Origin of the sequence: Acetobacter estunensis (assembly GCF_019083805.1) — a bacterium.
Lineage (GTDB): Bacteria > Pseudomonadota > Alphaproteobacteria > Acetobacterales > Acetobacteraceae > Acetobacter > Acetobacter estunensis_A.
Map to the genome: position 1 here is coordinate 1 of NZ_JAHRDV010000024.1, position 26,402 is coordinate 26,402.

The window sequence follows — 26,402 nt, forward strand, 5'->3', positions numbered from 1 at the left end:
CCTCACTGCGTTCAGAACCCGCCGCCAGAAGCAGAATATCGTCAATATTCCAGATCGGGCTCCTGTGGGATGACTGAATTCTACAAAATGACCCGAAATTGCCTCAAGTGTGAGAAATCCGCGTCGAACCCTCCATCTGATGCCCTCAGTATCGTTAAAAATGGGCCAAAAGCATTTGCTGGCCGTAAAATGGGTATTCTGGCGACAGATGGCGTGGATGCAGACCTTTTTGCTGCGCTCATTTCCGCTCTTCAGGCAGAAAAAGCCAATTACGAAGTCATCGCCCCCAAAATTGGCGGCATTACACTTTCAGATGGTACCAAGGTAGCTGCGCAGCAGAAAATAGACGGCGGGCCATCGGTATTATACGATGCTGTAGCCATTCTGGCTTCCAAGGAAGGCACAAAAGTGCTGGCCAGCACTCCTGCTGCCAAAGATTTCCTGACGGACGCTTTCACACACTGCAAATATATTGGGTATTCTTCAGAAGCCTGCACATTATTCAAAAAGGCAGGTTTGGCAGATGATGTTGATAAAGGCTGCATTAAACTGGGCAGTCAAAACGATGCCAACACATTTGTAAAAACCTGCGGCAATCTCCGCTTCTGGCAGCGTGAAAAACTGGATTGAAGTAAAGAAACTCCCCCTCATGTGCATTTATGAACGTAGGTGAGGGGCTTTTACCCACCACTTGATTCTTTTTTCTGCGTCACGCTGTGGGCATATTTATCACCCCATTCCTTTAGTGCATGGATGACCGGCTTGAGTGTTTTACCCAAGTCGGTCAGTTCATATTCCACGCGTGGTGGCACTTCTGGAAAAACCGTGCGGGAAATCAGGCCATCGGCTTCCAGTTCTCGCAACTGGTTTGTCAGCATACGCTGCGTTACATTTGGCATACGCCTACGGAATTCGCTAAAGCGCAGCACGCCATCTTCAAACAGATGATACAGAATAAGCGCCTTCCATTTGCCCCCAAACAACTCCAGCGTGGCTTCTACGGTGCAGCCGGGGCTGCATGTTAGAGGCCATCGTGTGGATGGTACGCTAAACAACGTTTGGCATGAACAATAAAGGAACGATCAGGCGGCACGAGCCTGTTTCGACAGATTGAGCGTCTTGCGGCCCGCAGAAGCTGCGGCTTTGTCCCAGAGAAAGTCTCCGGAAAAGGCGATGTGCTCCCATCCCACCGGGGAAGTATGCGCCAGCAGGTCCTCAGGGACGGCCGCCGATGTTGAGCGCAGATGTGTGACGGCGGTTTGCAGATAGACTGTATTCCAGTAGACGATCGCCGCGATGACGAGATTGAGGCCCGACGCCCGGTATTGCTGGGCTTCATGGCTGCGGTCGATGATCCGTCCCTGGCGGAAGGTATGGATTGCCTGGGTCAGCACATGCCGCTGCTCGCTGTTGTTGAGCCCTGCCTGACATCTCTGCCGCAGATCAGGGGTTTCGAGCCAGTCGAGCATGAACAGAGTGCGCTCGATCTTGCCGATTTCCTGGAGTGCGACGTCGAGCCGATTCTGGCGCTCATAGGCAGCAAGCTTGCGCAACATCCTGGAGGGCGCGACATGCCCGGCCTTGATTGATCCGACAAGCCGCAGCACGTCCTCCCATTGTTCCCGAATGATGTCGGTGCAGATGGTTTTGCCAAGCAGCGGGCTGATGGAGGCATAGGAACTGGCCGGTGCGATGGACGCCAGGCGTCTATCCGGAAAGTCGCGCAGGCGTGGGCAAAAGCGAAAACCCAACAGGGCGCAGAGCGCGAAGACATGGTCGGTGGCACCACCCGTGTCGGTATAATGCTCGGTGATTTTAAGCCCCGTTCCATGATTGGTCAGGCCGTCGAGCACGTATGGCGCTTCGTGTGTCGCAGCCGAGATGACCTTCACATGGTATGGGGCGCGCTGATCAGACACATGCGTGTAAAAGCTGAACCCATGGTCGACGCCATAGCGGGCATTGACGTCTCCGCCTGAGGCACCGCGCTTGGCCCCGCGAAAGAACTGTCCATCGGAGCTTGAACTCGAACCCTCACCCCAGATGCGGGAAAATGGCAGACGATGGTGAGAGTCGATGAGGATAGCCAGCGCCTTGCGGTAATTTTCGTCGCGGACGTAAGCGTCGTGGGTCCAGAAGAGCTGATCACGGGTAACGCCGTGACTCGCGGCAGCCATGCGTGACAGCCCCAGATTGGTAGCGTCCGCCAGAATGGCAGCAAGCAACGCGTTCTCGTGGGGGCAGGCTTCGCCCGTGCGCAGGTTGGTAAAGGCGTTCAAAAAACCGGTGGCCTGCGCCACCTCGTGCAGCAGCTCCGTGATGCGGATTGGCGGCATCAGGGCGTTGAGCTGTTGCGCCAGGTCTTCCGCCTTGGGAGGCGTTGTTGCGCGTATCGGCGATATCTGGAGGTGCCCGTCTCGGAATCGTACGCCTTGCAAAGCGTCGCGTTTCAGGCTTTGCGCAAACTTCTTCAGGCGTTTATCCAATTCGCGAGCGCGCTGATCCAGCCATTCATCCGCCGACAGGGGAAGGTCAAGTTCGGCAATGAACGGTTTTGCCTGCTCCGTACTGAGCATGTAGCTGTCGAAGCGACGATAATTGGCCGACCGCTCGATCCACACATCACCGGAACGCAGCTTGTTGCGCAAATGCGCGAGCGTCGCGATTTCCCACAGACGCCGGTTGGGCTTGTCATCCTGATCGATAACGATCTTCTGCCATTCCTTGCGAAACGGCATCGGTGCGTCGCCAGGTAAATCGCGTTTGCCTGCTCTGTTGAGGTTCCGCAACAACGTGATCGCAGCCAGGGTCTTGGCGCCTCCTCTTCCTGCCTGGAATTCCAGCGTTTCCAGCAGATCGGGCGCGAATTTTCGAAGGGTAATATAACGCTCCGCAGCGGCTGTCAGAGGATCGAGGTCGGCAGTCCTGGCGATCGCCCCAACCTCTGACCTTGCTTTCAACAGGGTCGCCCATCCGACCGTGGCATCCAGAGTTTCCATAGGATCTCTGCCGTCGCTGGCCGCCTCGGCCAAGGCATCGATGGTCGCCTGAAACAGGCGCATCAGGCGTGCGACGTTCTTCGATGTTGCCGAAAAGCTGCGGGCCTTTGTGTTCCGTGCCCGGGTAAAGATGCTGCCGACCAGCTTGTCAGCCATGTCCAGGGCGCTGTCCGTCAGACGTTCCTCGGCATCGATCAGGAAAGCGACGAGCGTGGCGTAACGGCGTGATGGCGTGTAGCGCTCGATCATCGAGGCCGGAGATATCCGGCCTTCCCGGACGTATTGGTGAAAGCGGTCGATGTGAATGCGCTTGGCGACGACGGGATCAATCCCGATCTGTCGAACCTGTCTCAACAATTCCAGAATGCGCTTGATGTGATCCGGCTTGACGGCAACCGGTATGGTCTTGAGCGAGGCAAGTTGGCTGATGCTCCCTTCAGGCGTTGTGGCGAAAAGCCGATCCAGCGCCGTGACCTGATCGCCTGTGAGGCCCTGCGTTAACGCCTGCGCGGTCTTCCGTCGGGCCCGCGCCCGTCCCGCAATGCTGGCGCGTTCGATGGTTGAAATCGAAGGGAGTGCGATTTTGGCATGGCGTAGCGCGTCCATCACGGCCCGGACGATTACGATGCCGCTGTCCGTGGCCCAGGCTGCGTTTGCCGCAGCCTCGATCATGAACGGGATATCGACTCTCTGGGGCGCGCGCAGGCCAAGGATCGTCATCAGATCGCGGGCATGATCGGTCATCGTCTGCTCCCGCGCGGCGTAATCGGCGAGGTCGCTGCCGGAAAGCTCAAGTTGGTCTGCCACGAAGGCGACCAACGCGGATGGCGTCGATCCGACGTCCTGCACAAACTGAGCCAGTGTTGTTCCCGGGTGCCTGAGTAACGCCAGTTGCACGGCAACGCCCATCTGGGTGCGTCGCCTGCGCCGGGAACCGATGATATCCAGATCCGATGGCTCGAAAGTGTAAAGGCGGACCAGACTGTCCCGGTCTGTCGGGATGGCGAGCATCTGATCCCGTTCCTGGGCTGTCAGCAGGTGATGTTTGAGCCTGGTCACGCTGTCATTCCGTCCACAAAAGGTCAGTCTCGGCTATGGACAGCGGAGAGTAAAGAGACGCATTATGTGGACGGATATTGTCGATCCGGAATGGTCATTCACTCAGTGTCCACAGAACGGTCGTTTGGGAGACGGCGCCATGGGCGGCATTCTGGGATACGCGCGTGTCAGTACCGGTGATCAGGATGTGGCCGGGCAGCGTATGCGATTGGAAGAAGCCGGTACGATCCGTGTGTTCACCGATGTGATGTCGGGCAAGAGCATGGAGCGACCAGGACTGGACGAGCTGCTGGAATACGCACGCAAGGGCGATACGCTTGCGGTTGTGCGGCTCGACCGCCTCGGTCGTTCACTGGGAGAGTTGCTGACAACGGTGACCATGCTCCGCTCACGCGGAATAGCGTTGCTCAGCCTGGAGGAGAAAATCGACACTTCCTCCGCAGCCGGAGAGCTGATCTTCCACGTCTTCGGCGCCATTGCGCATTTTGAGCGGCGACTGATCTCAGAACGTACACGCGACGGGATTGCGGCGGCGAGGGCAAAGGGCAGGTTGCCGGGGCGGCAGCCGCTCGACAGCGACAAGGTAAGCGCGGCGCTGAAACTTATCGCGGCGAGCGTGTCGCCGGCTGAAGCGGCGCGTCAGCTCGGGATCGGGCGATCGACCGTCTATCGCGAGATGAAGCGACTTGGCGTCGCGCGGCCGACACCATCGGCTGTATCATGACAACAGACGATCAAGTGGTTCTCAGCGCGCGAGAGAAAGAAGCGCTGCGTCTGCTTCTGGTCGGCCATGACGCAAAATCCATTGCCAATACGCTTGGTCTGTCGGTGCACACAATAAATGACCGCCTACGCGATGCGCGGCGCAAGCTGGGCGTTTCGAGCAGCCGTGAAGCTGCCCGACGTCTCGCCGAGATGGATGGGGGCACCCCAAATAATGTCGGCCCCAAAGAAATTGGGGGTGCCGAAGCAACTTCTTCGGTGGATAGAGCCAAAGAGCCAGCACCGCCGCGATCGTCGGGGCATCGCCTGGCGTGGCTTACCGGAGGAATGCTTATCATGTCTCTTATCATTGCGGCCGCAGCGCTTTTGACCATCAGCGGGCAGGACGACGCCCGGGTTTCCGCCCAGAATATTTCGACAAGCATTGCCCGTCCTGCCGAAACAAAGGCATCGGCCGATGCCCGCAAATGGGTCGAATTGCTTGATGAAGGGCAGTGGGATGCAAGCTGGCAAGCCGCAGGCACACTGTTCAAGGCAAAGATCACCCCGGCGCAGTGGGCCACTACGATCCAGTCTGTACGACAACCGTTGGGACGCCCGTCATCACGCACTTTCCAAAGCGTGATGCAGACAAAAACGCTGCCGGGCGCGCCAGCGGGTGACTATCAGATCATTCAGTTCCAGACGCGTTTCGCTAACAAACCCAACGCGGTTGAAACCGTCGTACTTTCGCGTGAACAGGCATATTGGCGCGTTAGCGGATATTTCATCCGCTAACTTCCGTGCTGCTTGCCGTTGTTCAACAAAGAAACAGCGGCTTGCCCTCAGGCAAGATCACGCTACCCAGACGTTCTTCTACTGTTCATGCTAAACGTTGTTTAGCGTACTTTCCACACGATGGCCTCTATAGATTAGGGTAGGCTAGCGTTTAATGGACTGGTTTTACGTAGGTTTTGGGGATGACGGTTCGCGCGATTTCGACCAAGAGACAAATTCATGCCGCCCTGCTAAGATCCGTCTCGAGGAAGGGATTCATCGCGTGCAGCAGATCGTCATCGACGCCCCGGCAGGGCAACTCTCAGCCGAACTTACACGCCGCGGCATCGCCGCGGACGCGAAAGTGCATGTCGTTGTCGAATTGCTCGAGGACGAGTCCCTGCCGATGGCGGCGTTGGCCGCGGCCGGCCGAGCGCACGACTGGCTGGCCGACGAGCCCGACCTCTACAGCGACGCCGACCTGGTCGAACGCGCAAACTGAGTGTTCGCGTTCGGCAGCATCGTCCTCACCCGGTTCCCCTTCACCGACCTCTCCGGGGACAAGCGGCGCCCCGCCCTCGTTGTGTCGCGCGACAACGACCGCCGGACCGATCTCGTGGTCTGCTTCATCACCTCGGTGCCGCGCACCGGCCCTGACCTCGCCCCCCTCGACGCGATCGCGGGCACGGGTCTCAAAGTCTCATCGGTCGTACGCTTCGACAAACTCGCCACACTCGACCGCTCGGTTATCGCCGGCAAACTCGGCGAGGCGCCGGCCGAATGGCTCGCCACCCATCGGCAAACCTTCCTCGGCGTCTTCGGGTTCAGCATGCTCTAACGCGGGCCGCCCTGCGCCGCATTGTTCAGATGCGTGCATGACCCCGGGTCCCCTTGCCACTTACGGCAGGCATCAATGACCGGCGACAACCCTCTTGCGGGGTTGATGACGCTAGGCGGTGATCGGGTTGGGGTGGTTCATGCGCTGGCCGAAGCCTCGGCCGCGATCGCCCGTCTTGACCAGGCCTTGACCAGTCACCCGCTCCGCCAGGCCGTCCTCCACCGATCGCGTCTTGAGGCCGTCCGTCGGCAGGCGGCCGTCGATGGTCAACTGATCGATCCTTGGCACCTGGCGGCCGCGCTTGAGGGCCTGCGGCTGCGGATGGACCCCTATCTTCGCATCATCGATCGCGGCCAGATCATCGATGCCGCGCGGGCGGCGCTCGAACTGCATCAATGGATCGTCGAGCCCGATTTCGATCAGGAGGGTGAGGTCCAGCGCGCCGAGGCGATCCTCGCGGACCAACCGGCCACCCTTCCCCCGCTGCTCGCGGCCGCCCAGGGCTTTCGGGTATGGATCGACAGTGGCGGCATGCGCGCGCCACTCCGCTCCGCCGTCATTCGCTACTGGCGCAAGCGCAACCTTCTCCGAATGCCCATGCCGCTGACCGGCGCGGCTGCGCTCCGCGCCGAGCAAACCTGGGAGCCCGGTGACTGGACGCCGGCGTTCCTGAAAGCGCTCGCGACCGAGGCGGCGGATGGTCTCGATCTTCTCTATACGTTGGAGCGCGCCTGGTTCGAGGCCCGGCGTGGGATTGCCGGACGGCGAAAGCACTCACGCGCCGGCATGGCGATCGACGTGCTGGCCGCGGTGCCGGTTCTGTCGGCGACCTCGCTGGCCGGCATTCTCGGCATCGCGGTGAAGAACGCCCTCCGCATCCTCGACGAACTGGTGGCGGCCGAAATCGCTGTCGAGGTGACCCATCGCTCGAAGCGCCGGCTGTTCGGGCTGAAGGGACTTGCCCCCCTGCGCGACGTGATCCGCCCGCCCTACCGTCCTGACCCTGAGCGCGGCCGGGGACGCCCACGGCTCGAAATCGAGGATGATGAGCCGGAAGTAGCGCCGCTACCGCCGCCGCCGCCTCTGACGCCCATTGAGCGCCGTGCCTTCGACTATTCGGCGCTTGAGGAGGCCATGGCCCATCTTGACGCCGTGGTTCGGCGCACACGTCACGTCCTTACCCGCAGAGAGCCGGACTTGTTGTCGGCGTCGGAGACGCGACCGATTGAATCTCAGGCCGACATCCTCGGTGAGGAGGGCGACACAATCATGACCCAGCAGGCAATATCGCGTTGACCTTGATTGCCACTCTGAGAGACGCTATATAGCGTCAATCCATGTGGACATAGAAGTCAGGTTACGAGCCATGAACCTCCAACATCTCTCCGACAACGGTTTTTTCGCGCCGCAGAAGATAGCCAGGGAGCTTAAGACGACGAGCGAGGATGTCGCTCATTCGGCGGGCCTCGGACGGGATGCTGTTCAGCGGAAGGAGCGGGTCCGGTCGGACAAGACTCAGCGTCGGCTTCGAGAAATGGTCGAGACCCTGAACAAGGTGGAGCCCCGCTTCGGCTCGATGCTGATGGCCTACGCATGGTATCGCTCGGAGCCGTTGCCTGGTTTTTCCGGTCAGACGGCGATGCAGCTCGTGCTGAACGGGCAGGCCGATGATGTGCTCGAATATATCGACGCGGTTGACGCCGGAATCCACGCGTAGCCGTGGCGCGTTCGTATAGCGGCAAGCTCTATCGCGCCCTCAATCCGATCTACGCCAGAGAGCCGCTGTCTGGAGAGGGCGCTCGGCGCTACGGGGGCCGGTTCAATCCGAAGGGGACGCCAGCCCTGTATTGCTCCCTGTCGATCATGACGGCCGTGCGAGAGGCAAACCAGGTGGGCACGCTGCAACCCACGACGCTGGTTGCGTATGAGGCCGAGCTTGAGAGCATCTTCGACACCACAGATGAGGCGGCCCTGCGGGACGAAGGGATGGACGCTGCGGCCGTCGCGGCTTCGACCTGGCGCGACGAGATGAGAGCAAATGGGGCAGCGCGAACCCAGATTTTTGCGCGCTCGCTGATCGCGAAGGGATATAGCGCCCTGCTTGTTCGAAGCTTCGCGCCGGGCGCCTCGCGGCGGGATCTCAACTTGGTACTCTGGCGGTGGGGAAACGCACTGCCCGCGCGGCTCACGCTGGTCGACGACGAGGGCCGCTTGGCGACCTAACCCTGCCGTAGTCATGTTGCTCGCGAACGAACTCTTTTCTCAGCTATTGCGGGCACATGACAATCGCGAACAGGAGCGGCATTGCTATTCCAGTGTCGTGAAGCAAACCCGTTACGCTTTGCAGAAGATCGCTGAGAATTTCAGACTGCTAGGGATGATTTTGACATAGGGTCCCCCCCTATGGTACATATCAACGGATGGCCCACACTATCCGTGAGAAGCAGAAGCTGCTGAGCCGCGTGCGCCGGATGAAGGGCCAAGTCGAGGCGATCGAGCGCGCCCTCGAAAGCGAGGCTGGTTGCGAGCAGGTCCTTCATCTCATCGCGGGTGTGCGCGGCGCGATGGCCGGTCTCATGGCGGAAGTGGTCGAGGACCACGTTCGAAGCCATCTGGTCGATGCTGAGAAACATCCGGGGGCGCTCAACGCAGAAGCTGCGGAGCAACTCATGGATGTCATTCGAACCTACCTGAAATAGGAGACCACGGTGAGCGAAGCCGAGGTGCTCACGCCTCCCTCAGGTCATAGCCACGTGTATCTGGGCGAAGGCCACGAACGAGCCGAACGGCGGAGCTGGGCAGTCATCTGGCTCTGCGGCGCGATGATGTTCCTGGAGATTGTCGGCGGCGTCCTGTTCGGCTCGATCGCCCTCGTCGCAGATGGCCTGCACATGTCCACACACGCGAGTGCGCTGTTGTTGGCGGCGCTTGCCTACAGCTACGCCCGTAGGCACGCGCATGACCCCCGCTTCACTTTCGGAACAGGGAAGCTTGGTGATCTCGCCGGGTTCACCAGTGCCATCGCGCTGGCGATGATCGCGCTGTTGATCGGCTACGAGGCCGTCTCCCGCCTGTTCGCCCCCGTCCCGATTCACTTCGGGGAGGCGATCCCGATCGCCGTTCTTGGCTTGCTGGTCAACATCGGGTCCGTATGGCTGTTGAGCGGCGGGGAGCACCATCATCATGGGCATGGCCACAGTCACGCGCATAGCCACACACAACAGGACGATGAGACCGAACACCGCGTCGAGAGCAGCGTTGGCCCATTGACGCTGTCGATTTTCTGAAGCATTTTACCCATACGAACCGGCTGTTGATCGTCTGTTCGTTGGTTGAAGCCGAGCGCTCTGTCGGTGAGCTTGAGACGGTTCTCGGCATCCGGCAGCCGACCTTGTCGCAGCAACTGGGCGAATTGCGTGAAGCGGGAATCATCGAGGGGCGTCGCGAAGCTAAGCAGGTTTTTTATCGGATCGCCGATGCGCGCTCGCTGACGCTCATCTCTATGCTGCACGACCGCTTCTGTGGTGGCGAGTTGGCCGAGTCAGCGACGGAGCAGGGCGGTGCTGCATCAACATCCCACACCGGATCCGCCGACACATCGCCACGAAGGATCATTAGATCGGCGGAGGCCGCACGGTTTGCACGCATCGAACTGCCGCGCAGTTCGGATCGAGACAGGGTCTAAGATCATGCTGCGTCTGGATAGTCATCGGTCTCATGGGGTCGCTTGTCGGAGGCGCGATGGTCGGCGGGGCGTCTGCCATCCTCGTGCTGCTCAATGAGGCGCGCTCTTTGTTCTGCTCATGAACGCCGTCATGGCCGCCGATGGCATTGGCTCCAACAGTTCTCAAAATCTCTCCCACCTCGAAGTTTGGACTTGGCATCGTGACACCTAATGCAACAGCAGATTTTCTGGGCCGGCTGGACTTCGCGTGGATCACGACCCTTCACATCATCTATCCGCCGCTGACAATCGGACTCGCCAGCTTGTTATTCCTAGCGGAATGGCGCTGGGTTGCGACTGATCGCGAGCATTGGTATCGGCTTGTCCGCTTTTTTGAGAGACTTTTCATCGTCAATTTTGCCGCTGGAGTCGCGACCGGCATCACCATGGAGATGGCTTTCGGTATTCTCTACGGTCCCTTTTCCCAAGCTTCGGGACCGTTCTTTGGTCAGGTACTGGGCTACGAAACGATCACTGCCTTCATGTACGAAGCAGGTTTTATTGGGTTGATGATTTTTGGCTGGGGCAAGATCGGCCGCGGCATGCATCTCTTTGCGACCTTCAACGTCGCCCTGTCCTCTTCTCTATCGGCCATGTGGATCATGGACGCGAATTCCTGGATGCAGACGCCGACAGGTGTCGAGCTGAAAGATGGCTATTTCCAGATCTCGGACTGGCTCGCGGCACTCTTCAATCCCGATGTCATTCTGGGCTTCCCCCATATGCTGATCGCCGCGATCGAAGTGGCACTTTGCTTCGTCATCGCTGTCTCGGCGTGGTTCGTGCTCTGCAGGCGCCACGCCGTATTGTTCCAACGCTCGTTGAAATACGCGCTTCTCGCACTCCTGGTCATCGCCCCGCTGCAAATCTATTTGGGCGACGGCTTGGGACTCATCGTTGCGCAGGATCAGCCAGCGGCGCTCGCCGCCATGGAGGGCCACTACCATACCTACAATCAGGATGGGTCGGTTGATACGAGCTGGGAGGTTGTGGGCTGGCCTAACGCCAAGGGCGATGACATGGCTTGGTCAATCACTATCCCGCACGTACTAAGCCTGCTTGAAACCCACACCTGGGATGGAAAGGTACCGGGGCTCGATTCTGTTCCGCCGCAAAACCGCCCGCCTGTCCTTGTACCCTTCTATGCCTTCCGCGTCATGGCCGCTGCAGGCGGCGCGATCATGCTCTTGGCCTGTTGGGGCGCATGGCTCGTCCTGCGGGGCCGCTTCACGGTTGAGCGCATCGTTCGACATCGACTCTTCCTTTGGAGTGCCATCCTGTGTGGCTTCCTGCCTTATATCGCTATCTGGTGCGGCTGGTGGGTGCGTGAGGTAGGGCGGCAGCCCTGGCTCGTTTACGGACTGATGCGCACCGAACAAGGCGTCAGCCATATGAGCGTGACCGCGGCCGCTCTCTGGCTCGCTGGCTACATCTATTTCGAACTCATCGTGTGGGGCAGCACCTGGTACTTCTTCGCCAAGGTCATGCGCCGCGGCCCAGATATGGATAGCCCCGTCGTCCAAGGCGGCAACCAGCATCTGGGCGAACTCGACGCACCCCATGACGGCGCCCCCTCCTATGTCCGTCCGATCTGAGATGATCGGACAAGCACGCAGCATCCTGGCCGGAGCAGAAAAATGGACGGGCTGAGTCATATCCAATCCATCGTCACCTTCGCCTGGTGGATCGCGCTCGATCTGAGCGTGCTCCTCTACATCCTGCTTGATGGTGCCGACCTCGGCGCCGGGGTGTTTTCACTCTTTGTGCGCGACCATCACGAGCGCGGCGCCATCATGTCCGCTATGGCGGGCACCTGGGACGCGAATGAGACCTGGCTGATCGTCGCCGGCGGCGTGCTCTTCGGCACCTTCCCCTTCGTTTATGGCTCGGCCTTCAGCTACCTGATGGTGCCGCTGGCGCTTGCCCTCTGGGGCATGATCACCCGTGCGCTCTCGCTCGAATTCCGCCACCTAGCGGAAACGCCGTGGCAGCGCTTCTCCGATGTTTGCTTCGGCGTCTCTAGCCTCGTGGTCGCGTTCTTCGGTGGCATGGCGGTTGGCGCCATCCTCCAAGGTTTCCCCCTGACCAATACGCCGGGCACGGTGCCGACCTATGTCGGTGGCGCCCTCCGCTTCATCTCACCTTTCAGCATCTGGACCGGCATCGCTGCTGTGCTCGCAGTGGCGTTGTCCGGCGTTCTGTTCATCCGTGCCCGATTTGAGCATGGCGAGCCAATCAGAGAGCAGGCCGCGCGCTGGACCGGCACGATCTTCTATCTCGCGCTTGCCGCCGTTGCGATCACGGTCGTCATCAATGCTGTGATATTCCCCTGGGCGGCGAACAAATGGTTCGGTTCGCATTTTTGGGTCTGGGGCCTTGTGTTACTTGCCGTGGTCTTCGTTGCATTCAAGATGCGCGAGGCCAGCCGGCAAGATCGCGACGTCGCGGCCATCCTTTGGTTTAATCTTGCGGTCGCCATCATGGCGGTCGCGATGATGGTGACCGTTTATCCCTGGATCGTGCCGGGAACCTGGACGATCTACGCGGGTGCGAGCCCGGCGGTCTCACTCGTCACCTTCACCCTGGCCATGGGCGGCTTCTTCCCAGTGATGCTCATGTACAATGCCTATCAAATCTGGGTCTTTCGGGCGCGCATTACGGCGCTCGCTGCCTATCACTGAGGTGAGCACGCCGGGCCGAAGGACCTACCATGACGTCCCATAAGGCTCCCATGCCGCGCGGGGTCAGCCGCGCGCTGGATGGCTGGCTCCGCCGCCGCGCCGCTATCGCGAAGCAGCCCTTGCGGGGCGCCATTCTGCTCGGCGCCGTGAACGGCCTGCTACTGGTGCCCGAGGCCTGGCTTCTTGCCCGCAGCATCACCGCCGTGGTCTTCCAGCATCGCGGGCTTGCGGCGGTGGCGCCCTCGCTCGCCATCATCCTTGGCATCGCCCTGCTACGGGCATTGCTCAGCCATGGTGCCACCATCGCCGCGATGGCCGCGAGCACCCGGGTGAAGACCGATATCCGGCACGCGCTGCACGCGAAGATCGCGGCCCTCGGACCGGGCTTCCTCGGCACCCAGCGCAGCGGGGACCTCGCGAGCCTGCTCGTCGAGGGCGTCGATGCGCTCGACAACTACTATGCCGCCTACCTGCCGCAGATGGCGGTCGCGACCTTCCTGCCCGTGGCGCTGCTCGCCTTCATCTTTCCGGTGGACTGGGTCTCCGGCATCATCTTGCTCCTCGGCGCGCCGCTGATCCCGATCTTCATGATCCTCATCGGACGCGGCACCGAGCGCCTGAACCAGACGCAATGGCGCCGCCTCGCGCTGATGAGCGCCCATTTCTTCGATGTGGTGGAGGGGCTCTCGACCCTGAAACTCTTCGGCGCCAGTCGGGACGCGGCCGGGCTGATCGGCCGCATGTCGGAAGACTACCGTCTGAGCACGATGCGGGTGCTGCGCGTCGCCTTCCTCTCCTCCCTGGTGCTGGAATTCTTCACCACCCTCGGCGTCGCCATGATCGCCGTCTTCGTGGGATTCCGGCTCTATTATGGCGAAATCCAGTTCCTGGCCGGTCTCTTCGTGCTGCTGCTGGCCCCGGAATTCTTCCGCCCCCTGCGCGCCATGGGCACGCAGTATCACGCCAGGATGGAGGCGATCGGCGCCTCCGAGCGGATCGTGGCGCTGCTGGAAACGCCCGAGCCGGAGACACCCGCGGGCGTCGCGGCGCTGCCCGCCGGATCGGGCATCCTCCGCTTCGAGCAGGTTTCCTTTTCCTACGCGCCGGGCGAGCCCGTGCTGGAGGCGATCCAATTCGCCATCGCCCGCGGCGAGCGTGTGGCGCTGGTGGGCCCGAGTGGTTCCGGCAAAAGCACGGTGGCGCGGCTGCTGCTCGGTCTCGCCCGGCCTGACAGCGGACGAATCACCCAGGGCGACATCGATCTCGCCAGCATCGCGCCAGATGCCTGGTTCCGGGAGAGTTCCTGGATGCCGCAACGGCCGACCCTCTTCGCCGGCACGCTTGCGGAGAACATCCGCCTTGGTGCGCCCGATGCCTCGATGCCAGAGATCATCCGCGCGGCGGAGGCGGCCGAGGCGCACCTCTTCATCAGCTGCCTGCCCCACGGCTACGAGACGGTGATCGGCGAGCGCGGCCAGGGCCTGTCGGGCGGCGAGATCCGGCGTGTCGCCCTCGCCCGCGCGCTGCTGAAACCCGCGCGCCTGCTGGTGCTGGACGAGGCCGAAGCCAGCCTGGACGCGGAGACGGCCAGTCTCATCCGTGCCGCGATCGTGCGCCTGCCGCGCGACATCAGCGTGCTCCTCATCGCCCACCGCCTGGAAAGTGCGGAGGCCGCCGACCGCATCCTGGTCCTGCGCCAGGGCCGCATCGTCGAGGAAGGCACCCCCGCCACTCTCCGGGCGGGCACAGGGGATTACGCCGCGATGAGCGCGCTCTATCACGAGGGCGCGGCATGAGGGATTTCCTGCGTCTCCTCCGGCTGCTCGGGCCCAGCTGGCGCTGGCAGGCGACCGGCATCCTGCTCGGCGTGCTCGTCATTGTCAGCAATGTCGGGCTTCTGGCGCTGTCGGGCTGGTTCATCGCCGGCATGGGGCTCGCCGGGCTCGGCCTGCTGCGCATTGAGTATTTCCTGCCGGCGGCGGCCATCCGGGCCCTGGCCATCGCCCGCGCCCTTGGCCGCTACCTGGAGCGGCTGGTGACGCATGAGGCGACCTTCCGTCTGCTCTCCGATCTCCGCGTCTGGTTCTATATCCGGCTCGAACCGCTGGCGCCGGCGCGCCTGCAGCGCCATCGCGCGGGCGACCTTCTGAGCCGCATCCGTGCCGATATCGACAGTCTCGACAATGTCTATCTGCGCGTGCTGGCGCCGAGCGTTACCGCCCTGCTCTGCACCGTCCTGATCCTGGGTTTTCTGGCGCGCATCAGCACCGGCGCGGCACTCGCCGATTTCCTGGGTCTGGCGCTGGTGGGTCTCGCCCTGCCGCTGGCGGCCTTTCGTGCCGGTCGCCGCAGCGGGCGGCAGGCGGTGGCACTGCGCGGGCAGCTGCGCGCCGAGATCGCCGATACCGTGCGTGGCTTCGAGGAGTTGCAGGTTTTTGGCGCGATGGAGCGCCAGACCTCGCGACATGAGGCGGCCTATGCGCAGCTGACCGCGCTGCAGCGGCGGGAGACGCTGGTGGAGGCGGCGGCCGGTGGCGCCGCGCTCTTCCTGGTCCAGGCGACGATGCTGGCAGCCCTCGTGGTCTCGATCCCGCTCGCCATGGCTCGCACCCTGCCGGGGCCGGACATCGCCATGATCGCGCTGCTTGTGCTGGCGAGCTTCGACGCCGTCAGCGGCCTGCCCGGCGCGTATCGCGCGCTGGGGCAGACGCTGGCCGCCGCCCGACGCATCTTCGAGATCGTGGATACCGAGCCTGCGGTGCGCGAACCCGCGCAGGAAGCCGCCCCGCCCACCGGGTTCGACATCACCTTCCGCCACGTCTCCCTGCGCTATGATGACGCGGAGGCCTGGGCGCTGCGGGATGTGAGCTTCCATATCCCGGCGGGCGGCGCCCTCGGCGTGATGGGGACGACCGGATCGGGCAAGACCAGCCTCGGCAATCTTCTGCTGCGCTTCTGGGAGTTTCAGGAGGGCGAGATCCTGGTGGGCGGCGTGCCCATCCGCACGCTGTCCGGCGACACGATGCGGTCCTATTGCGCGGTGATCGCCCAGCAGACGCATCTCTTCAACACCAGCATCCGCGAAAACCTCCGCATCGCGCGACCCGCCGCGACCGCCGCCGAGATGGAGCGGGCGCTGCGCGACGCCGGCATCCTGGACGAGGTGCGTGCTATGCCGCAGGGGCTCGACACTATGGTGGGCGAGATGGGCACGCGCCTTTCCGGCGGACAGGCGCGGCGCGTGGCGATCGCCCGCGCCTTCCTCAAGGATGCGCCGATCCTCATCCTGGATGAACCAACCGAAGGTTTGGACGCGTTTTCTGAGCACATCGTGATCAACGCACTCGGACGCCTCAAGCAGGGCCGCACTACACTTCTCATCACGCATCGGTCACAAGCCCTGCGTGATATCGCTCAGGTTTTTGAGCTGGAGCGCGGCACCGTCTTGTGCCGCTCCAAGACATAGAAAGGGGGCGTGCGGTATCAGCACGCCAGAAGTGACCAGGATGTTATTTTGAGGTCTGTAGGGAATCATCGTGAGTTGATAACTGCGGCTGTGAGATAGATCATTGCCGTAAATGTTCTATCCGTTTTTCCGCTTCGCATGGCGATCCGCTTGAATTCTTTTGAGTTTACAGAAGAGATTTTCGATAGGTGGCGCGATTTGAAGGTATGGACATCGAATGGGCGCTTGTTGAGACGGTTTTTGCGCTGGGAGATGACGGTTTTGGCGCCCCGCCGCTCCAGTTCATCTGCAATAGAGCGGATATCGAAAGCCTTGTCCGCAATCTATGCGGGCAATCCATAGCACTCCCTCAAAAAACATCCGGTTGTTCTTCCCACTCCGTCCGCCGAAGCCGCCGGCCTTCGTTACGGCATTCACGAGCTCCGACCGCGCAACACCTCCCATTCCGGCCAGGACGATCGGGAAGGGGCAGCCAAGCAAGTCGCAAACCGGCCCATGCAATATGATGGCCATGCCTGTCCTTCAGATGATCATTCAGATAGGCCGAGAGCACCATGGCGTGGTTATGTTCCGTATCGTGCGCGGCATAGAGCAGCGTCATGGGACCGAGCTTCGACAAATCGGCGAGTTGAGCGACGGCTTCGTCATTTCGCGTCAGTTCGGCGCGGTAGCGGTGGCCAAACTCGGCCCAACGCGCCGGATCGTGACCGAACCATTCTCGCAGTTCCGTGCTTGGCGCGATCTCCTTGAGCCACAAGGTCAGTGCGGCACGATCCTTGTGCAGGCCCCGCGGCCAGAGCCGATCCACCAACACACGCGCGCCATCATCCTTGTCCGGCGGATCGTAGACGCGCTTAACGCGAATGTCAGAGACGGCACGGGCCATGGTCAGCCGATTTCTGCTGGAGCGTGATCCAGGAAGATTGTCAGAAGAAGGGACGTGTCCTCGATCGCCTTGACCGAATGCGGCGCGCCTCCCGCGAGATAGACCCACTCATTGGTCCATATATCCCACTTTCACGGCGACACCATGGAGACAGGACGGCGACGCGACAGCGACAGCACGGCGTCGCTGGGCCAAAAAAAATCGGCATCGGCTCCTGGTGGTGTCGCCGTTCGCAAAACGACAGCGGACGATACGGGCATGGATACGCTCGATCGACCCATTCTTTTTCGCAAGAAGCGCCTCAAGGAGTTTCGAGGCCGGGGCCGGCTATATAGTTGGCTGCGGGCTCATAGCGAGAAGATCGCCGCCGGCATGGAAAGCGGCGAATACTCGTGGGCGCTGATCTGTGCCGAATGCACCCGCCACGGTGTGGTCGGCAAGCACGGGGAGCCCCCCACTAGGAAGGCAGCTTCGAAAGCATGGCAGACGCTGTGCCGCGATCTAGCGGTGTCGGGCGAATCGCCAACGCGTCGTCTTGAACGCCCGACGCCGCCTTCCCGCTTTCCGAAGGGTTGGACCCCTCCAATCGTCAGCGAGAGCGAGGTTCCGGTGCCGGCCTATCTACGGCCACCTGAGACCGCGCTCGTCCCATCCCCCCCTCCTCCGCCGCTGGCGCTGCCCGAAAGGCAAGCCGGTGACGATCTGCCGGAGCCCGGAAGCATGGAAGCGTTCCTGCGCTCGGCGGACAAGGCCGACTGGTATCTGCTCGGTGGCAAGCGAAGGCGGAGGACGGAGGCTTGAAGCGTGCAACATCTAAAAGGAGTGAGATTATGCCTGACGGACAGATTAAGCCGCTGGATCGGATGCCGATCCTGTGGATCGCCATGGGAAGGCAGCGGGTCGGCAAGACCGCGCTGCTGAACACGGCGGTCCAGTATTTCCGGGCGGGTGGCAACCCGATCCGCGTGTGGAACGCCGACCAGCAGAACCGCAGCCACACGCTGTCGGTGTTCTTCCCCGACGCCGAGGAGGTCCCGAATGCCGGGCTCGAAGACGGCAAGACGTGGATCGAGGAGCGGATCGAAGACCTGATCCGGCACCGCTATGACGCCGTGCTGGATGTAGGCGGCGGCGCGACCGGCTTCTCACGGCTGGTCCAGGAGGTGCCGCTGCTGGAGGCCATCGAGGGCAGCGCCGTCCGTGTAGTCGGCCTGTTCTGCATCGGCCCTGAGACCGCCGACCTGGATTACCTCGAACAGTTCGCCGAGGTGGATATGTTCATGCCGGCGGCGACGGTGATCGTGGCGAATGGCGGTTTGGTGCTGAGCGGACGATCAATTGGTGGCGCCTTCAAGCCGATCCTGGAGCATTCGGCGATTAGGGCGGCGATGGCAAAGGGCGGCCGGTTGGCAATGTTTCCCGCGCTAAGCTGCATGTCGCAGGTGACGGATCGGGGCCTGACCTTCGCCGAGGCTGCGAAGGGCCAGGCCAAGCCGGGGGGCGAGCCGCTGGCCTTGTTCGATCGGGCGCGGGTCAATCGTTGGTGGACCCGCGACGTGCCAGAGTTCTTCGCCAACATCCCGCGCGAGTGGCTGCCGGTTGCGGCGGCCGATGTGCGGGAGAGCGAGGCCGGCTGATGGACAGCACGAGCCCGACTGTGCCGCACCCACCCGAGGGCGAAGGCCCAAAAGATTGGGTAGCGGAGTTTCGCCGCAAGACTGATGAGGTCCGGGCGGCGGCGGCGGAATGGGCGGTGCGCTGGGATGAGCCGGAGGGCCGGTTCATCTCAGCATTGATGGGCGCGATGGAGGTCGTTGGTAATCTTTCGGCCTCGGCGCAGGCCGCGTTCGTCCAGACTTCGCGGGACGGACGCGCAGCCGCAGAGGCCGACCTTTTGAGGGCCAAAGAGATACATCAGGCGGCACAACTTGCCCTGACGCAAATCCGGAACATCGAGCTGGCGGCGAAGGCCGAGCACGAGGCCGTGGCTGTCCAGATGATCGACCGGACCCTGCCGCTGTTCATCAAGCGGCTGGAGAATGTCCTGGTCATCCGCGAGCAGCGTTGGAACAAGGACGTGGCGCGCCGGCGCTATGTAACGGCCGGCGCGGTGGTCTTGGCGATCTTCCTGAGCGGCTTCGGCTTGGCGCGATGGGAGGACTATGGACGGCTGGCGAGGATCGATAATTGCCTGGACCATCCGATCCAGGCAAGCGGACATTTTTATTGTCGAATTGATCAATGAAGGCCGCGCCGTTCGCAGACATCCGCGGCAAAGGTCGAGCGTCTCAAATTGGAGGACGATCGATGCGAATAGGACAGAAATGGTATTTACGCTCGGGCATTGCCCTGGGCGTTCTAGCGTCTGCGCTCGGGGGCGGTGTACCGGCCTGGGCGCAGGTGACGTTGAACGGGCCGCCGATCCAGGTCACGCCCTACGTGAGCGAACCGGGCGTGCCGACGGTGACGATCACGCCGGGTTCCACCAACCCGCTTGGTGGAGATACCGATCCGAACGGGGGTGGGGCAGGCGGCAGCACAGGGACGGGCACTTCGACAAGCGCGGGCAGCAGCGACGCGCTCAATACCCTGCTGGCACAGTCCTGGGGCGCTACTGCGGTCTCCGAAGCGGAGGCAGTCGGCGTGAATCCGTCGGCGTTGGCAGCGACCTGTGTGGCCGAGAGCGGATGCACGAATGCCGGGACGAATGGGACCGCAACCGGGGCATTTCAGATGCAACCGGCGGCGTTCCAGGATGGCTTGGCAACTGCATTGGCAGCCGACCCGGCTTTGGCATCGCAGATCGTTCAGGGTTCGGCTGGGCAAAGCGACCCGACAACGGAGGCTATCGCTGCATCAGGCTATCTGATGCAGGCGAACACGGCGCTAACCAGTGCCGGCGTTACGAACCCAACCGTGCTTGACGCACGGGCGTATTACAACTTTGGTCCAAATGCCGGTGTGCAGATAGCGCAGGCACCGCCGACCGCCTTGATGAGTGATTACATCAGCTCGGCGGCTTTGTCGGGAAACAACATTTCAGCGACCGAGACGGTCGCTCAATGGCAGTCGTCGGTCAGTTCAAAGATCGGTAACGCTGCCTCACAGACGGTTCTGTCGTAAGGAGTGATGGTGATGAGCAAGAGATGGATTTTACTGGCCGCGATCGGGGCAATTAGCATGAGCCCCATAGCGAGCAAAGCCGCAACGGTGGTGCGGCCCGAGCCCGGCTTGGCCTGCATGCTGCTGGATGATCATGATCTTGCAGCGACGGTGCAGAGCCAATTGCCACCGATCCGATCGGCCCCGTCTGCGAGCGCGCCGGCGATCGGCTACCCTGCTGAGATTGTCTTCGTGCGCGAGCCGGTCCAGGAAAAGGCTGGCTACGTGGCGGTCGTGAAGCTGAATGCGCAACCTGGCTGGATCGAAGCGAGCAAGCTCCAACCCTGGCACGCGATGAACGGTCGCCCCGGAAAATGTATCCCGTCGCTGATGTCGAACGGTCTTCTCGGAAGTGACATCCAACACTGACATCCAACGCCAGTTGGAAAAGGGTTACGCGCGATGGATGGGCACTACAACCAGGGACCGGCGAATAAGCCGACGCGACCGAAGCGCCGTTTTCGGTTTAAGCGACCTTCGCCGTTCGTGTTCATGATCCTGAGCGCGGCGTTGTTCCTGATTGGGTCGGCGAGCTTCAACGGCCATGGGTCGCGGCAGATGGCGGAAATCGGCGTTGGTGGCGCGGTGATCGCGATTGCCGCGATTGTGGGGTTCATCCTGTAATCTCAATCCATCACCCCGGAGAGGCCGCCGAAAAGCGCCGCTTGCGGCGCGCGGCCTCGTAGGCCCGGAGGGCGCGCGAAGCGCGGGTTGTTTCCACCAGCGCGACCTGTTGGCACATGACGAAAAGGCCGACCCTGACCGGGCCGGCCTTTCGTTTGTGGGGGCTTAGTAGGGGAGGTCCGCCTCGGTCAGTGCCGGGGCCTCCCAGATGATGCAGGTGTGGTCGATGTCCCGGTGGTAGGTTTCGATGTGGCGGATCGAGTAGCCCTGATCGAGGAGGGCCGCGTTGTCGATGTCCGAGTCCAGGTCCGTAGCGATGGTGCCGTTGTCCAGTTTGGTCATGTCCCGTGTCTCCGATCTGTTCAGCGGAATTGCTGATAGGCAGTGCGATCGACGGGCTTCGGGACGGGTCAACCTCCGCGGAGGGAGGACCGGAGCCACGCGCAGCCACGCGCAGGCGCTTCTTCAGCGCCGAGCATGGCGAGCATGGCGAGGACCGGACTGGAGCGGCCCCGAATGGGTGCCCGTAGGGCAAGGTTGACGCGGCACGACCTTGCCCGGCGATAGACTGAAAGATCAGCAGGCGAGCTTTTGTTGGTGGGGGTGGGGCTGCACGGGTGCCGCTGCCTCCCCTCACCCGCGCCGTTCGCAATCCGGTGGCCCACCCTGACGGGATGGAGGGCTGAGGATGAGAGCTGAAACCGTAATCGAGGCTTGGTTGTCCCGCTTCAAGCGCCGCCATGAAAGCGGCGTCTCGGTGGCCCAGGAGGATCAGCCTGACCGTGCAGCAGCCCTTGGCGCGCTGGGGGAGGCATTGGTCGCCGGAACGATCCGCGACATGGGCTGGCCAGTGTTGCGCAATGTCGTGCTCCGCGAGCGCGGAAGATCGGCTGAGATCGACGTGATCGCGCGGGCGCCGGGCGCGCTGGTGGTGCTCGAGGTGAAGACCTGGTCGGGGTTTATCCTGGGCGCGGCGCAGGCCCCATCATGGACGCGGCACGGTCGAGGCGATGAGGCTGTGGCGATGCCGAATGCGGTGGCTCAGAACCGCGCGCATGTCACCGCCGTTGAGCGCGCGATCGGCGATCGAGAGGTGCCGGTGTGGGGTTTGGTGGTGAGTGCCGGGCACGCGCGCTTTGCCCCGGCGTTGCGGGCGCATATCGTGCCGGCGGCGGAGCTGTCCGGCGTGCTGCGGCATGGCGCGCGTGCCGACCATGGTGAAGTGCGGAGGATCGAGCGGGCCTGGGCGTCGCTCGGACGCGAGGCTGCCCGCAGTCCCAGCAGGCTTGCGGCGCATATAGCCAGACTTCAGGCCCGCTACAGGGACTGAACCTGGTATCCGGCTTAGCTGCGATCCGCAGTCGTGCTACAGAAAGAGCATGTGTTCCAATTACCAGCGCACGAAAGCCTATCGGAGCTATGTGGAGGAATTCACCCACATCCGGCTCCCGCTGCGTTTTCCGGAGCCCCATGCGGCGCCGAATCTTGAGCCACAACCCGAGGTCCGGCCGACCGTCACCGCGCCGGTCTTTCGCCGCCTGGAGGACGGGGTTGAGATGGTTAGCGCCAGGTGGGGGTCGGTACATAAAACGGGCACAGATATACGCTAAGGATTATCGGTGATTGTGATGGCTTGCCGGAGCGGGCGGAGTTTCCCTTCCGGGATGCCGGCGTCGGTCCAGAGGTAATCCCCGGTCAGGTTGATATGCTGCCACCCCAGCGGAGAGAGATGCTGGAGCAGATCAGGCGCAACGGATCGTCCTTGACGTTCGAGATGCCGCATTGCGGCTCCGAGATAGGTGGTGTTCCACAATACGATGGCGCTGGCGACGAGATTGAGCGCGCTCGCCCGATGTCCCTGGGCTTGCAGTCCGTGATCGCGGATCCGGCCGGTGCGATGGAAAAAGATGGCGCGCTTGAGGGCGTTCTGGGCCTCTCCCTTGTTCAACTCGCGGGTGGCGCGGCGGCGTTCTTCGGGGAGCTCGATCCAGTCGAGCGTGAACAGCGTACGCTCGACGCGGCCCATCTCTCGCAGGGCAAGGGCGAGACCGTTCGCGCGAGGATAAGAACCGAGCCGTTCCAGCATCAGCGACGCGCTGGTGACGCCGGTACGGATTGAGGTGGCGAGCCGGATCACGTCGTCCCAGTGCTCGGAGATCAGGCGTTCGTCGATCGGCTGGGCCATCAATGGGGCGACAGTCGACCCAGGCTTCATGTCGCCGAACAGATGCAGGCGTCTGTTACCGATGTTGGGGATGCGCGGGGCGAAACGGAAACCGAGGAGATGGCATAGGGCGAACACATGATCCGAAACGCCCCCGCCATCGGTATGGTGACGCTCGATCGCAAGGTCGGCGCCATGATGGAGCAGGCCGTCGAGTACATGCGCGGCCTCGCTGGCACCGGCGGAGATGACTGTGGAATGGAACGGCGCGTAGCGATCGGAGACATGGGTGTAGAAGGAGATGGCGGGTTCGCTGCCCTTGTGCGGATTGACGGCGCCGGTTGCCTGTGCACGCCGATCGAGCGGGAAGTGCTGCCCGTCCGAGCTGGACGCGGTGCCGTCGCCGAACAACGCGGCAAGGGGCAGCCGATGCTGCGCCTCGACCAGCCTCGCCAGCGCCGCTCCGTAGCTATCCTCGCGCAGGTGCCAGGCCGAGAGCCAGCCGAGCTGACGCCGAGTTACCAACCCACAGGCCTCGGCCATGCGGGCGTGGCCGAGATTGGTCGCATCGGCAAGAACGGCGGTAAGGATCGCGCGGGGATCGTCGTGTGCCCGGCCGGTAGTCAAATGCGTGAAGCAGCCGGCAAGTCCCGTCCAGCGATCCACGTCGGCCAGCAGATCGGTGATCCGGATGGCCGGCAGGCGTGCGTAGAGGGGCGCCAGGGCGTCCTCTGCCTCGTCTGGAGTGATCGCGCGCAAAGGCGAGATGCGCAGCCGCCCCTCGGCGATCCGCACGTCTTCGAGCGTATCGGTGGACGCTTTCGCCTCTATCTCGGCGATCCGACGCGTGAGCAGCGCCTTGCGTTCCGCCAGCCAGGCCGCTGCGGTATCAGCGACGGCGATCGGCAGGGGGCCGGCCTCGCGCATCGCGGAAAAAATCGGCTTTGGAATAAGCTGGTGCTCGACGGCGCGATAGCGTCGGCTTCCCTCGACCCACATATCCCCCGCGCGCAGCCGGTCGCGCAGTTCCGCCAGGACGCAGAACGCGAAGATGCGGCGGTCGAGATCAGCACGGTCGATCCGCTTCCGCCAGCTCGTCCGGACAAAGCCGAGCGGCACGTCGGCCGGAAGCCTGTGCCGGCCGTCGGCGAGTCCGCGCAGGGTCTCGACAGCTTGGGCAAGAGGTGCGCAGGCGGGAACAGCCCCGAAAGTGAAGGCGGCGACGAACGCAGGACCGATCTGGCGCAGGATCGGTCCTGCGTTCTCCCGGGAGAGCGCCACGGGATCGAGCGGATCAGGACGAACGAGACGACGGGCTTCCGCGACTTCCCGTGTCAGCGCGTCCCAGCCGATGACGCCCTCGATCGCCGCGTATGGATCGGCGTCGTCAGCGCGGGCGCTCAACACCGCATCGCCGATCTCGGCCAGAAGGCGGATTTTGGCGTTGATGGTCCGACGGTCGCGTTTCAATGCGGCTTCCTCGCGCCGTTCCGCCCGGCGGAACAACTGACCGAACAGACGCTCGAACATGAGCACCGCGTCGTCTGTCAGCGTCATCTGCGCCTCGATGGCTGTGGCGACCAGCACCGCGCGCCGCCGTGCCGGGTTCAACGAGGTAAGATGTTGCGCCGTGAGGCGCGCGCCTTCCTGGCACAATCGGCGAAGCCGCTCCGGGTGAATGGTGTCCACGAGGCCGGAATCCAGGTCGATCGCACGCAGGAGCGACAACCGGTCGAGGATCGCGGCGAAGGCACGCCTCCCGGGCTGGCCAGGAGGCTGACGCACCCAGGTGAGGCTGCTGATATGGCTGCCGCTATGCGGCTGGAGGAGGGCGTCGAGCCGATCGCGCTGGTCGGCGGTAAGATGCCGCGTCAGCAGCTCGCAGACATACCGCTCGGCATCGAGCAGCGCCTTGCCCACCATGCGTTCGATCTGGGTGATACCAGGCACGACGATGCATCGCCGGCGAAATTCGCCCAGCAGCATCCGTGCGAGAACGATTCCGCTGCTGGACGTCAGGGCCGCAGGCAGAAGCCAGGCCTGAAGCTCGATCTGGAGCGGCCGACAGAACTGCTGGAATCCGAATGTTCCACGCAGCGTATCGAGCTGTTCGTAGCGGGTCGGCCCACGCACGGCATAGTCGGCGAGCGCGTCCGGCTCGATCCCGAGTTGATCCCCTATGAAGGCGAGCGGGATCTGAGGGATCAGCTCCCCCGGCCGGAGCAGCCGCCCCGGGTAGCGCAGCGCGCAAAGCTGGATAGCAAAGCCCAACCGATTGTGCGCCCTTCTCCGACTGACAATGACACGCAGGTCATCGGGAGTGAGCGTCCAGTAGCGCACCAGGTCGGCCTCGTTTTCGGGCAGGGCAAGCAGCAACAGGCGCTGCGCCTCGGTCAGAACGGAACGGCGCGGCATCTGTCAGGTTCTGCCGGGAGGCGTCCAGCCAATCCGCGCCAGCGTGTCGATCAGCGTCGAGCGCGGTACACCGAAGTTGCGGCATATAGCCGCTTTGCTGGCGCCGCCTTCGAGGGCGACGGTAATCGCCGCGATCTTCTCCGCGTCGATCGCGGGCGGCCTACCGCCGAGCCGACCCCGGCGCCTGGCGGCCGCCAGCCCCGCCATGACCCGTTCGCGCGTCAAGGCGCGTTCGTATTGGGCGAGTGCGCCGAACATCGAGAACAGCAACTCGCCTTGCGCGGTTGCCGTATCCATATGTTCGGTCAAGGATCGGAAAGCGATGCCACGCTCCCGAAAATCTCCGATAATATCGAGAAGATGCGATAGAGAACGGCCCAGACGGTCGAGTTTCCAGACCACCAGCGTATCCCCTTCCTTGAGCCAGGCGAGGCACGTCTTGAGGCCAGGGCGATCGTCGCGGGCACCAGAGGCCTTGTCGGAATGAATGTGGCGTGCATCGACGCCAGCCGCGATCAGCGCATCGCGCTGGAGATCCACTGACTGGCGTTCGTCGGCTGAGGACACTCGCATATAACCGACCAGCATGTACGACAAACCTCATCAGAAGAGTTTCCGCACAGTAATGCAAAGCGACATGGTTTGTCGTGCGGTTTTTGCTACCTTGGCGGCTATCTTTTCCCGGCAAGAAAAAAATGACGGAAAACACCTGTTTTCCGTCATATACCCTCAGCATCCGACCTTAGCGTATATCTGTGCCCGTTCTATGTACCGACCCCAATCCGGTCATACAGGCGGGTGTTGCCTGCAAGCCCAAACAGGAAGTCAACGTGGTTGTCTTCGCACCATGTCATCAGACTGTCCCGGGCGAAACCGCTGTCCCCACGCACCAGGATACGCACCCG

Annotated in this window: 26 protein-coding genes and 3 pseudogenes; 22 read left to right on the forward strand and 7 right to left on the reverse strand. The window is 62.6% G+C overall.

Annotated features, from left to right (window positions below):
* Window positions 1-630 (forward strand): annotated as a pseudogene (locus tag KUA11_RS16175) (hypothetical protein); the annotation flags it as partial.
* Window positions 631-680: 50 nt separating this feature from the next.
* Here the strand turns inward: KUA11_RS16175 and KUA11_RS16180 are convergent.
* Window positions 681-1,055: a winged helix-turn-helix transcriptional regulator gene (locus KUA11_RS16180; RefSeq protein WP_173585273.1), complete on the reverse strand. Its 375-nt coding sequence runs from the start codon at window positions 1,053-1,055 to the stop codon at window positions 681-683.
* Window positions 1,056-1,082: 27 nt separating this feature from the next.
* Window positions 1,083-4,058: a Tn3 family transposase gene (locus KUA11_RS16185; protein WP_173585222.1), complete on the reverse strand. Its 2,976-nt coding sequence runs from the start codon at window positions 4,056-4,058 to the stop codon at window positions 1,083-1,085.
* Window positions 4,059-4,122: 64 nt separating this feature from the next.
* Here KUA11_RS16185 and KUA11_RS16190 point away from each other — a divergent pair, with 64 nt between their 5' ends.
* The 14 genes from KUA11_RS16190 to cydC all read left to right on the forward strand — a co-directional run bounded on the left by KUA11_RS16190 (window position 4,123) and on the right by cydC (window position 16,246).
* Window positions 4,123-4,782, forward strand: coding sequence for a recombinase family protein (locus tag KUA11_RS16190; RefSeq protein ID WP_231100957.1), 660 nt, complete (start codon window positions 4,123-4,125; stop codon window positions 4,780-4,782).
* Window positions 4,779-5,558, forward strand: coding sequence for a helix-turn-helix domain-containing protein (locus KUA11_RS16195; protein ID WP_035979553.1), 780 nt, complete (start codon window positions 4,779-4,781; stop codon window positions 5,556-5,558). The genes KUA11_RS16190 and KUA11_RS16195 overlap by 4 nt, the downstream gene beginning before the upstream one ends.
* Before the next feature lie 262 nt (window positions 5,559-5,820).
* The gene (locus KUA11_RS16200; protein ID WP_217412004.1) at window positions 5,821-6,039 is read left to right on the forward strand and encodes a hypothetical protein; all 219 of its coding nucleotides are present in this window, start codon (window positions 5,821-5,823) and stop codon (window positions 6,037-6,039) included.
* Window positions 6,040-6,375: a type II toxin-antitoxin system PemK/MazF family toxin gene (locus KUA11_RS16205; RefSeq protein WP_173585040.1), complete on the forward strand. Its 336-nt coding sequence runs from the start codon at window positions 6,040-6,042 to the stop codon at window positions 6,373-6,375.
* Window positions 6,376-6,450: 75 nt separating this feature from the next.
* Entirely contained in the window at window positions 6,451-7,671 is a 1,221-nt protein-coding gene (locus KUA11_RS16210) for a hypothetical protein (RefSeq protein ID WP_254455000.1), read from the forward strand.
* A gap of 70 nt (window positions 7,672-7,741) precedes the next feature.
* Window positions 7,742-8,092: an MbcA/ParS/Xre antitoxin family protein gene (locus KUA11_RS16215; protein ID WP_173585039.1), complete on the forward strand. Its 351-nt coding sequence runs from the start codon at window positions 7,742-7,744 to the stop codon at window positions 8,090-8,092.
* Window positions 8,093-8,094: 2 nt separating this feature from the next.
* Complete coding sequence (locus tag KUA11_RS16220; RefSeq protein WP_173585038.1) at window positions 8,095-8,598, forward strand: RES domain-containing protein; 504 nt, start codon at window positions 8,095-8,097, stop codon at window positions 8,596-8,598.
* 197 nt (window positions 8,599-8,795) lie between these two features.
* Window positions 8,796-9,074, forward strand: coding sequence for a metal/formaldehyde-sensitive transcriptional repressor (locus KUA11_RS16225; RefSeq protein WP_146893005.1), 279 nt, complete (start codon window positions 8,796-8,798; stop codon window positions 9,072-9,074).
* A 9-nt stretch (window positions 9,075-9,083) separates the two neighbouring features.
* On the forward strand, window positions 9,084-9,662 hold the full coding sequence (gene dmeF, locus KUA11_RS16230; protein ID WP_146893007.1) for a CDF family Co(II)/Ni(II) efflux transporter DmeF: 579 nt from the start codon (window positions 9,084-9,086) through the stop codon (window positions 9,660-9,662).
* 26 nt (window positions 9,663-9,688) lie between these two features.
* The gene (locus KUA11_RS16235) at window positions 9,689-10,060 is read left to right on the forward strand and encodes an ArsR/SmtB family transcription factor (RefSeq protein ID WP_242010930.1); all 372 of its coding nucleotides are present in this window, start codon (window positions 9,689-9,691) and stop codon (window positions 10,058-10,060) included.
* 140 nt (window positions 10,061-10,200) lie between these two features.
* On the forward strand, window positions 10,201-11,694 hold the full coding sequence (locus KUA11_RS16240; protein WP_146893011.1) for a cytochrome ubiquinol oxidase subunit I: 1,494 nt from the start codon (window positions 10,201-10,203) through the stop codon (window positions 11,692-11,694).
* A gap of 42 nt (window positions 11,695-11,736) precedes the next feature.
* Window positions 11,737-12,780 carry a cytochrome d ubiquinol oxidase subunit II gene (locus KUA11_RS16245; protein WP_173585037.1) on the forward strand — a complete coding sequence of 348 codons (1,044 nt, stop codon included), beginning with the start codon at window positions 11,737-11,739 and terminating at the stop codon, window positions 12,778-12,780.
* A 29-nt stretch (window positions 12,781-12,809) separates the two neighbouring features.
* Window positions 12,810-14,576, forward strand: a complete 1,767-nt coding sequence (gene cydD / locus KUA11_RS16250; protein WP_173585036.1) for a thiol reductant ABC exporter subunit CydD — start codon at window positions 12,810-12,812, stop codon at window positions 14,574-14,576.
* On the forward strand, window positions 14,573-16,246 hold the full coding sequence (cydC, locus tag KUA11_RS16255; RefSeq protein WP_173572156.1) for a thiol reductant ABC exporter subunit CydC: 1,674 nt from the start codon (window positions 14,573-14,575) through the stop codon (window positions 16,244-16,246). Before cydD ends, cydC begins: the two co-directional genes overlap by 4 nt.
* Before the next feature lie 523 nt (window positions 16,247-16,769).
* On the opposite strand, the pseudogene KUA11_RS16260 reads toward cydC, so the two are convergent.
* Window positions 16,770-17,132, reverse strand: a pseudogene (locus KUA11_RS16260) (DUF488 domain-containing protein); the annotation flags it as partial.
* A 144-nt stretch (window positions 17,133-17,276) separates the two neighbouring features.
* Here KUA11_RS16260 and KUA11_RS16265 point away from each other — a divergent pair.
* The 6 genes from KUA11_RS16265 (at window position 17,277) to KUA11_RS16290 (ending at window position 20,918) form a co-directional block, all read left to right on the forward strand.
* Complete coding sequence (locus KUA11_RS16265) at window positions 17,277-17,933, forward strand: hypothetical protein (protein WP_206752484.1); 657 nt, start codon at window positions 17,277-17,279, stop codon at window positions 17,931-17,933.
* 29 nt (window positions 17,934-17,962) lie between these two features.
* Window positions 17,963-18,769, forward strand: coding sequence for a DEAD/DEAH box helicase family protein (locus KUA11_RS16270; RefSeq protein ID WP_146892597.1), 807 nt, complete (start codon window positions 17,963-17,965; stop codon window positions 18,767-18,769).
* The gene (locus KUA11_RS16275) at window positions 18,769-19,377 is read left to right on the forward strand and encodes a hypothetical protein (RefSeq protein ID WP_146892594.1); all 609 of its coding nucleotides are present in this window, start codon (window positions 18,769-18,771) and stop codon (window positions 19,375-19,377) included. The genes KUA11_RS16270 and KUA11_RS16275 overlap by 1 nt, the downstream gene beginning before the upstream one ends.
* Window positions 19,378-19,439: 62 nt before the next feature.
* The gene (locus KUA11_RS16280; RefSeq protein ID WP_146892592.1) at window positions 19,440-20,255 is read left to right on the forward strand and encodes a hypothetical protein; all 816 of its coding nucleotides are present in this window, start codon (window positions 19,440-19,442) and stop codon (window positions 20,253-20,255) included.
* Window positions 20,256-20,267: 12 nt separating this feature from the next.
* Window positions 20,268-20,663, forward strand: coding sequence for a hypothetical protein (locus tag KUA11_RS16285; RefSeq protein WP_146892590.1), 396 nt, complete (start codon window positions 20,268-20,270; stop codon window positions 20,661-20,663).
* Window positions 20,664-20,696: 33 nt separating this feature from the next.
* On the forward strand, window positions 20,697-20,918 hold the full coding sequence (locus tag KUA11_RS16290) for a hypothetical protein (RefSeq protein WP_146892588.1): 222 nt from the start codon (window positions 20,697-20,699) through the stop codon (window positions 20,916-20,918).
* Window positions 20,919-21,083: 165 nt separating this feature from the next.
* Here KUA11_RS16290 and KUA11_RS16295 read toward each other — a convergent pair whose 3' ends face one another.
* Window positions 21,084-21,260, reverse strand: a complete 177-nt coding sequence (locus KUA11_RS16295; RefSeq protein WP_173572157.1) for a hypothetical protein — start codon at window positions 21,258-21,260, stop codon at window positions 21,084-21,086.
* Between the two features lie 346 nt (window positions 21,261-21,606).
* On the opposite strand from KUA11_RS16295, the gene KUA11_RS16300 reads away from it, so the two are divergent.
* Window positions 21,607-22,248 carry a nuclease-related domain-containing protein gene (locus tag KUA11_RS16300; protein WP_146892586.1) on the forward strand — a complete coding sequence of 214 codons (642 nt, stop codon included), beginning with the start codon at window positions 21,607-21,609 and terminating at the stop codon, window positions 22,246-22,248.
* Between the two features lie 276 nt (window positions 22,249-22,524).
* Here KUA11_RS16300 and KUA11_RS16305 read toward each other — a convergent pair whose 3' ends face one another.
* The 3 genes and pseudogenes from KUA11_RS16305 to KUA11_RS16315 form a co-directional block, all read right to left on the reverse strand.
* Window positions 22,525-25,497, reverse strand: a complete 2,973-nt coding sequence (locus KUA11_RS16305; protein ID WP_173585230.1) for a Tn3 family transposase — start codon at window positions 25,495-25,497, stop codon at window positions 22,525-22,527.
* A 3-nt stretch (window positions 25,498-25,500) separates the two neighbouring features.
* Complete coding sequence (locus tag KUA11_RS16310; RefSeq protein WP_456304271.1) at window positions 25,501-26,070, reverse strand: recombinase family protein; 570 nt, start codon at window positions 26,068-26,070, stop codon at window positions 25,501-25,503.
* A gap of 206 nt (window positions 26,071-26,276) precedes the next feature.
* Window positions 26,277-26,402 (reverse strand): annotated as a pseudogene (locus KUA11_RS16315) (transposase); the annotation flags it as partial.

What these genes read in the sequence shown, in the direction of transcription:
- KUA11_RS16190 (WP_231100957.1), top strand. Translation starts at nt 4,123, where the DNA reads ATGTGGACGGATATTGTCGATCCGGAATGGTCATTCACTCAGTGTCCA.
- KUA11_RS16195 (WP_035979553.1), top strand. Translation starts at nt 4,779, where the DNA reads ATGACAACAGACGATCAAGTGGTTCTCAGCGCGCGAGAGAAAGAAGCG.
- KUA11_RS16210 (WP_254455000.1), top strand. Translation starts at nt 6,451, where the DNA reads ATGACCGGCGACAACCCTCTTGCGGGGTTGATGACGCTAGGCGGTGAT.
- KUA11_RS16215 (WP_173585039.1), top strand. Translation starts at nt 7,742, where the DNA reads ATGAACCTCCAACATCTCTCCGACAACGGTTTTTTCGCGCCGCAGAAG.
- KUA11_RS16225 (WP_146893005.1), top strand. Translation starts at nt 8,796, where the DNA reads ATGGCCCACACTATCCGTGAGAAGCAGAAGCTGCTGAGCCGCGTGCGC.
- KUA11_RS16240 (WP_146893011.1), top strand. Translation starts at nt 10,201, where the DNA reads ATGGCATTGGCTCCAACAGTTCTCAAAATCTCTCCCACCTCGAAGTTT.
- KUA11_RS16245 (WP_173585037.1), top strand. Translation starts at nt 11,737, where the DNA reads ATGGACGGGCTGAGTCATATCCAATCCATCGTCACCTTCGCCTGGTGG.
- cydD (WP_173585036.1), top strand. Translation starts at nt 12,810, where the DNA reads ATGACGTCCCATAAGGCTCCCATGCCGCGCGGGGTCAGCCGCGCGCTG.
- cydC (WP_173572156.1), top strand. Translation starts at nt 14,573, where the DNA reads ATGAGGGATTTCCTGCGTCTCCTCCGGCTGCTCGGGCCCAGCTGGCGC.
- KUA11_RS16265 (WP_206752484.1), top strand. Translation starts at nt 17,277, where the DNA reads ATGGAGACAGGACGGCGACGCGACAGCGACAGCACGGCGTCGCTGGGC.
- KUA11_RS16270 (WP_146892597.1), top strand. Translation starts at nt 17,963, where the DNA reads ATGCCTGACGGACAGATTAAGCCGCTGGATCGGATGCCGATCCTGTGG.
- KUA11_RS16275 (WP_146892594.1), top strand. Translation starts at nt 18,769, where the DNA reads ATGGACAGCACGAGCCCGACTGTGCCGCACCCACCCGAGGGCGAAGGC.
- KUA11_RS16280 (WP_146892592.1), top strand. Translation starts at nt 19,440, where the DNA reads ATGCGAATAGGACAGAAATGGTATTTACGCTCGGGCATTGCCCTGGGC.
- KUA11_RS16285 (WP_146892590.1), top strand. Translation starts at nt 20,268, where the DNA reads ATGAGCAAGAGATGGATTTTACTGGCCGCGATCGGGGCAATTAGCATG.
- KUA11_RS16290 (WP_146892588.1), top strand. Translation starts at nt 20,697, where the DNA reads ATGGATGGGCACTACAACCAGGGACCGGCGAATAAGCCGACGCGACCG.
- KUA11_RS16295 (WP_173572157.1), bottom strand. Translation starts at nt 21,260, where the DNA reads ATGACCAAACTGGACAACGGCACCATCGCTACGGACCTGGACTCGGAC.
- KUA11_RS16300 (WP_146892586.1), top strand. Translation starts at nt 21,607, where the DNA reads ATGAGAGCTGAAACCGTAATCGAGGCTTGGTTGTCCCGCTTCAAGCGC.
- KUA11_RS16305 (WP_173585230.1), bottom strand. Translation starts at nt 25,497, where the DNA reads ATGCCGCGCCGTTCCGTTCTGACCGAGGCGCAGCGCCTGTTGCTGCTT.
- KUA11_RS16310 (WP_456304271.1), bottom strand. Translation starts at nt 26,070, where the DNA reads ATGCGAGTGTCCTCAGCCGACGAACGCCAGTCAGTGGATCTCCAGCGC.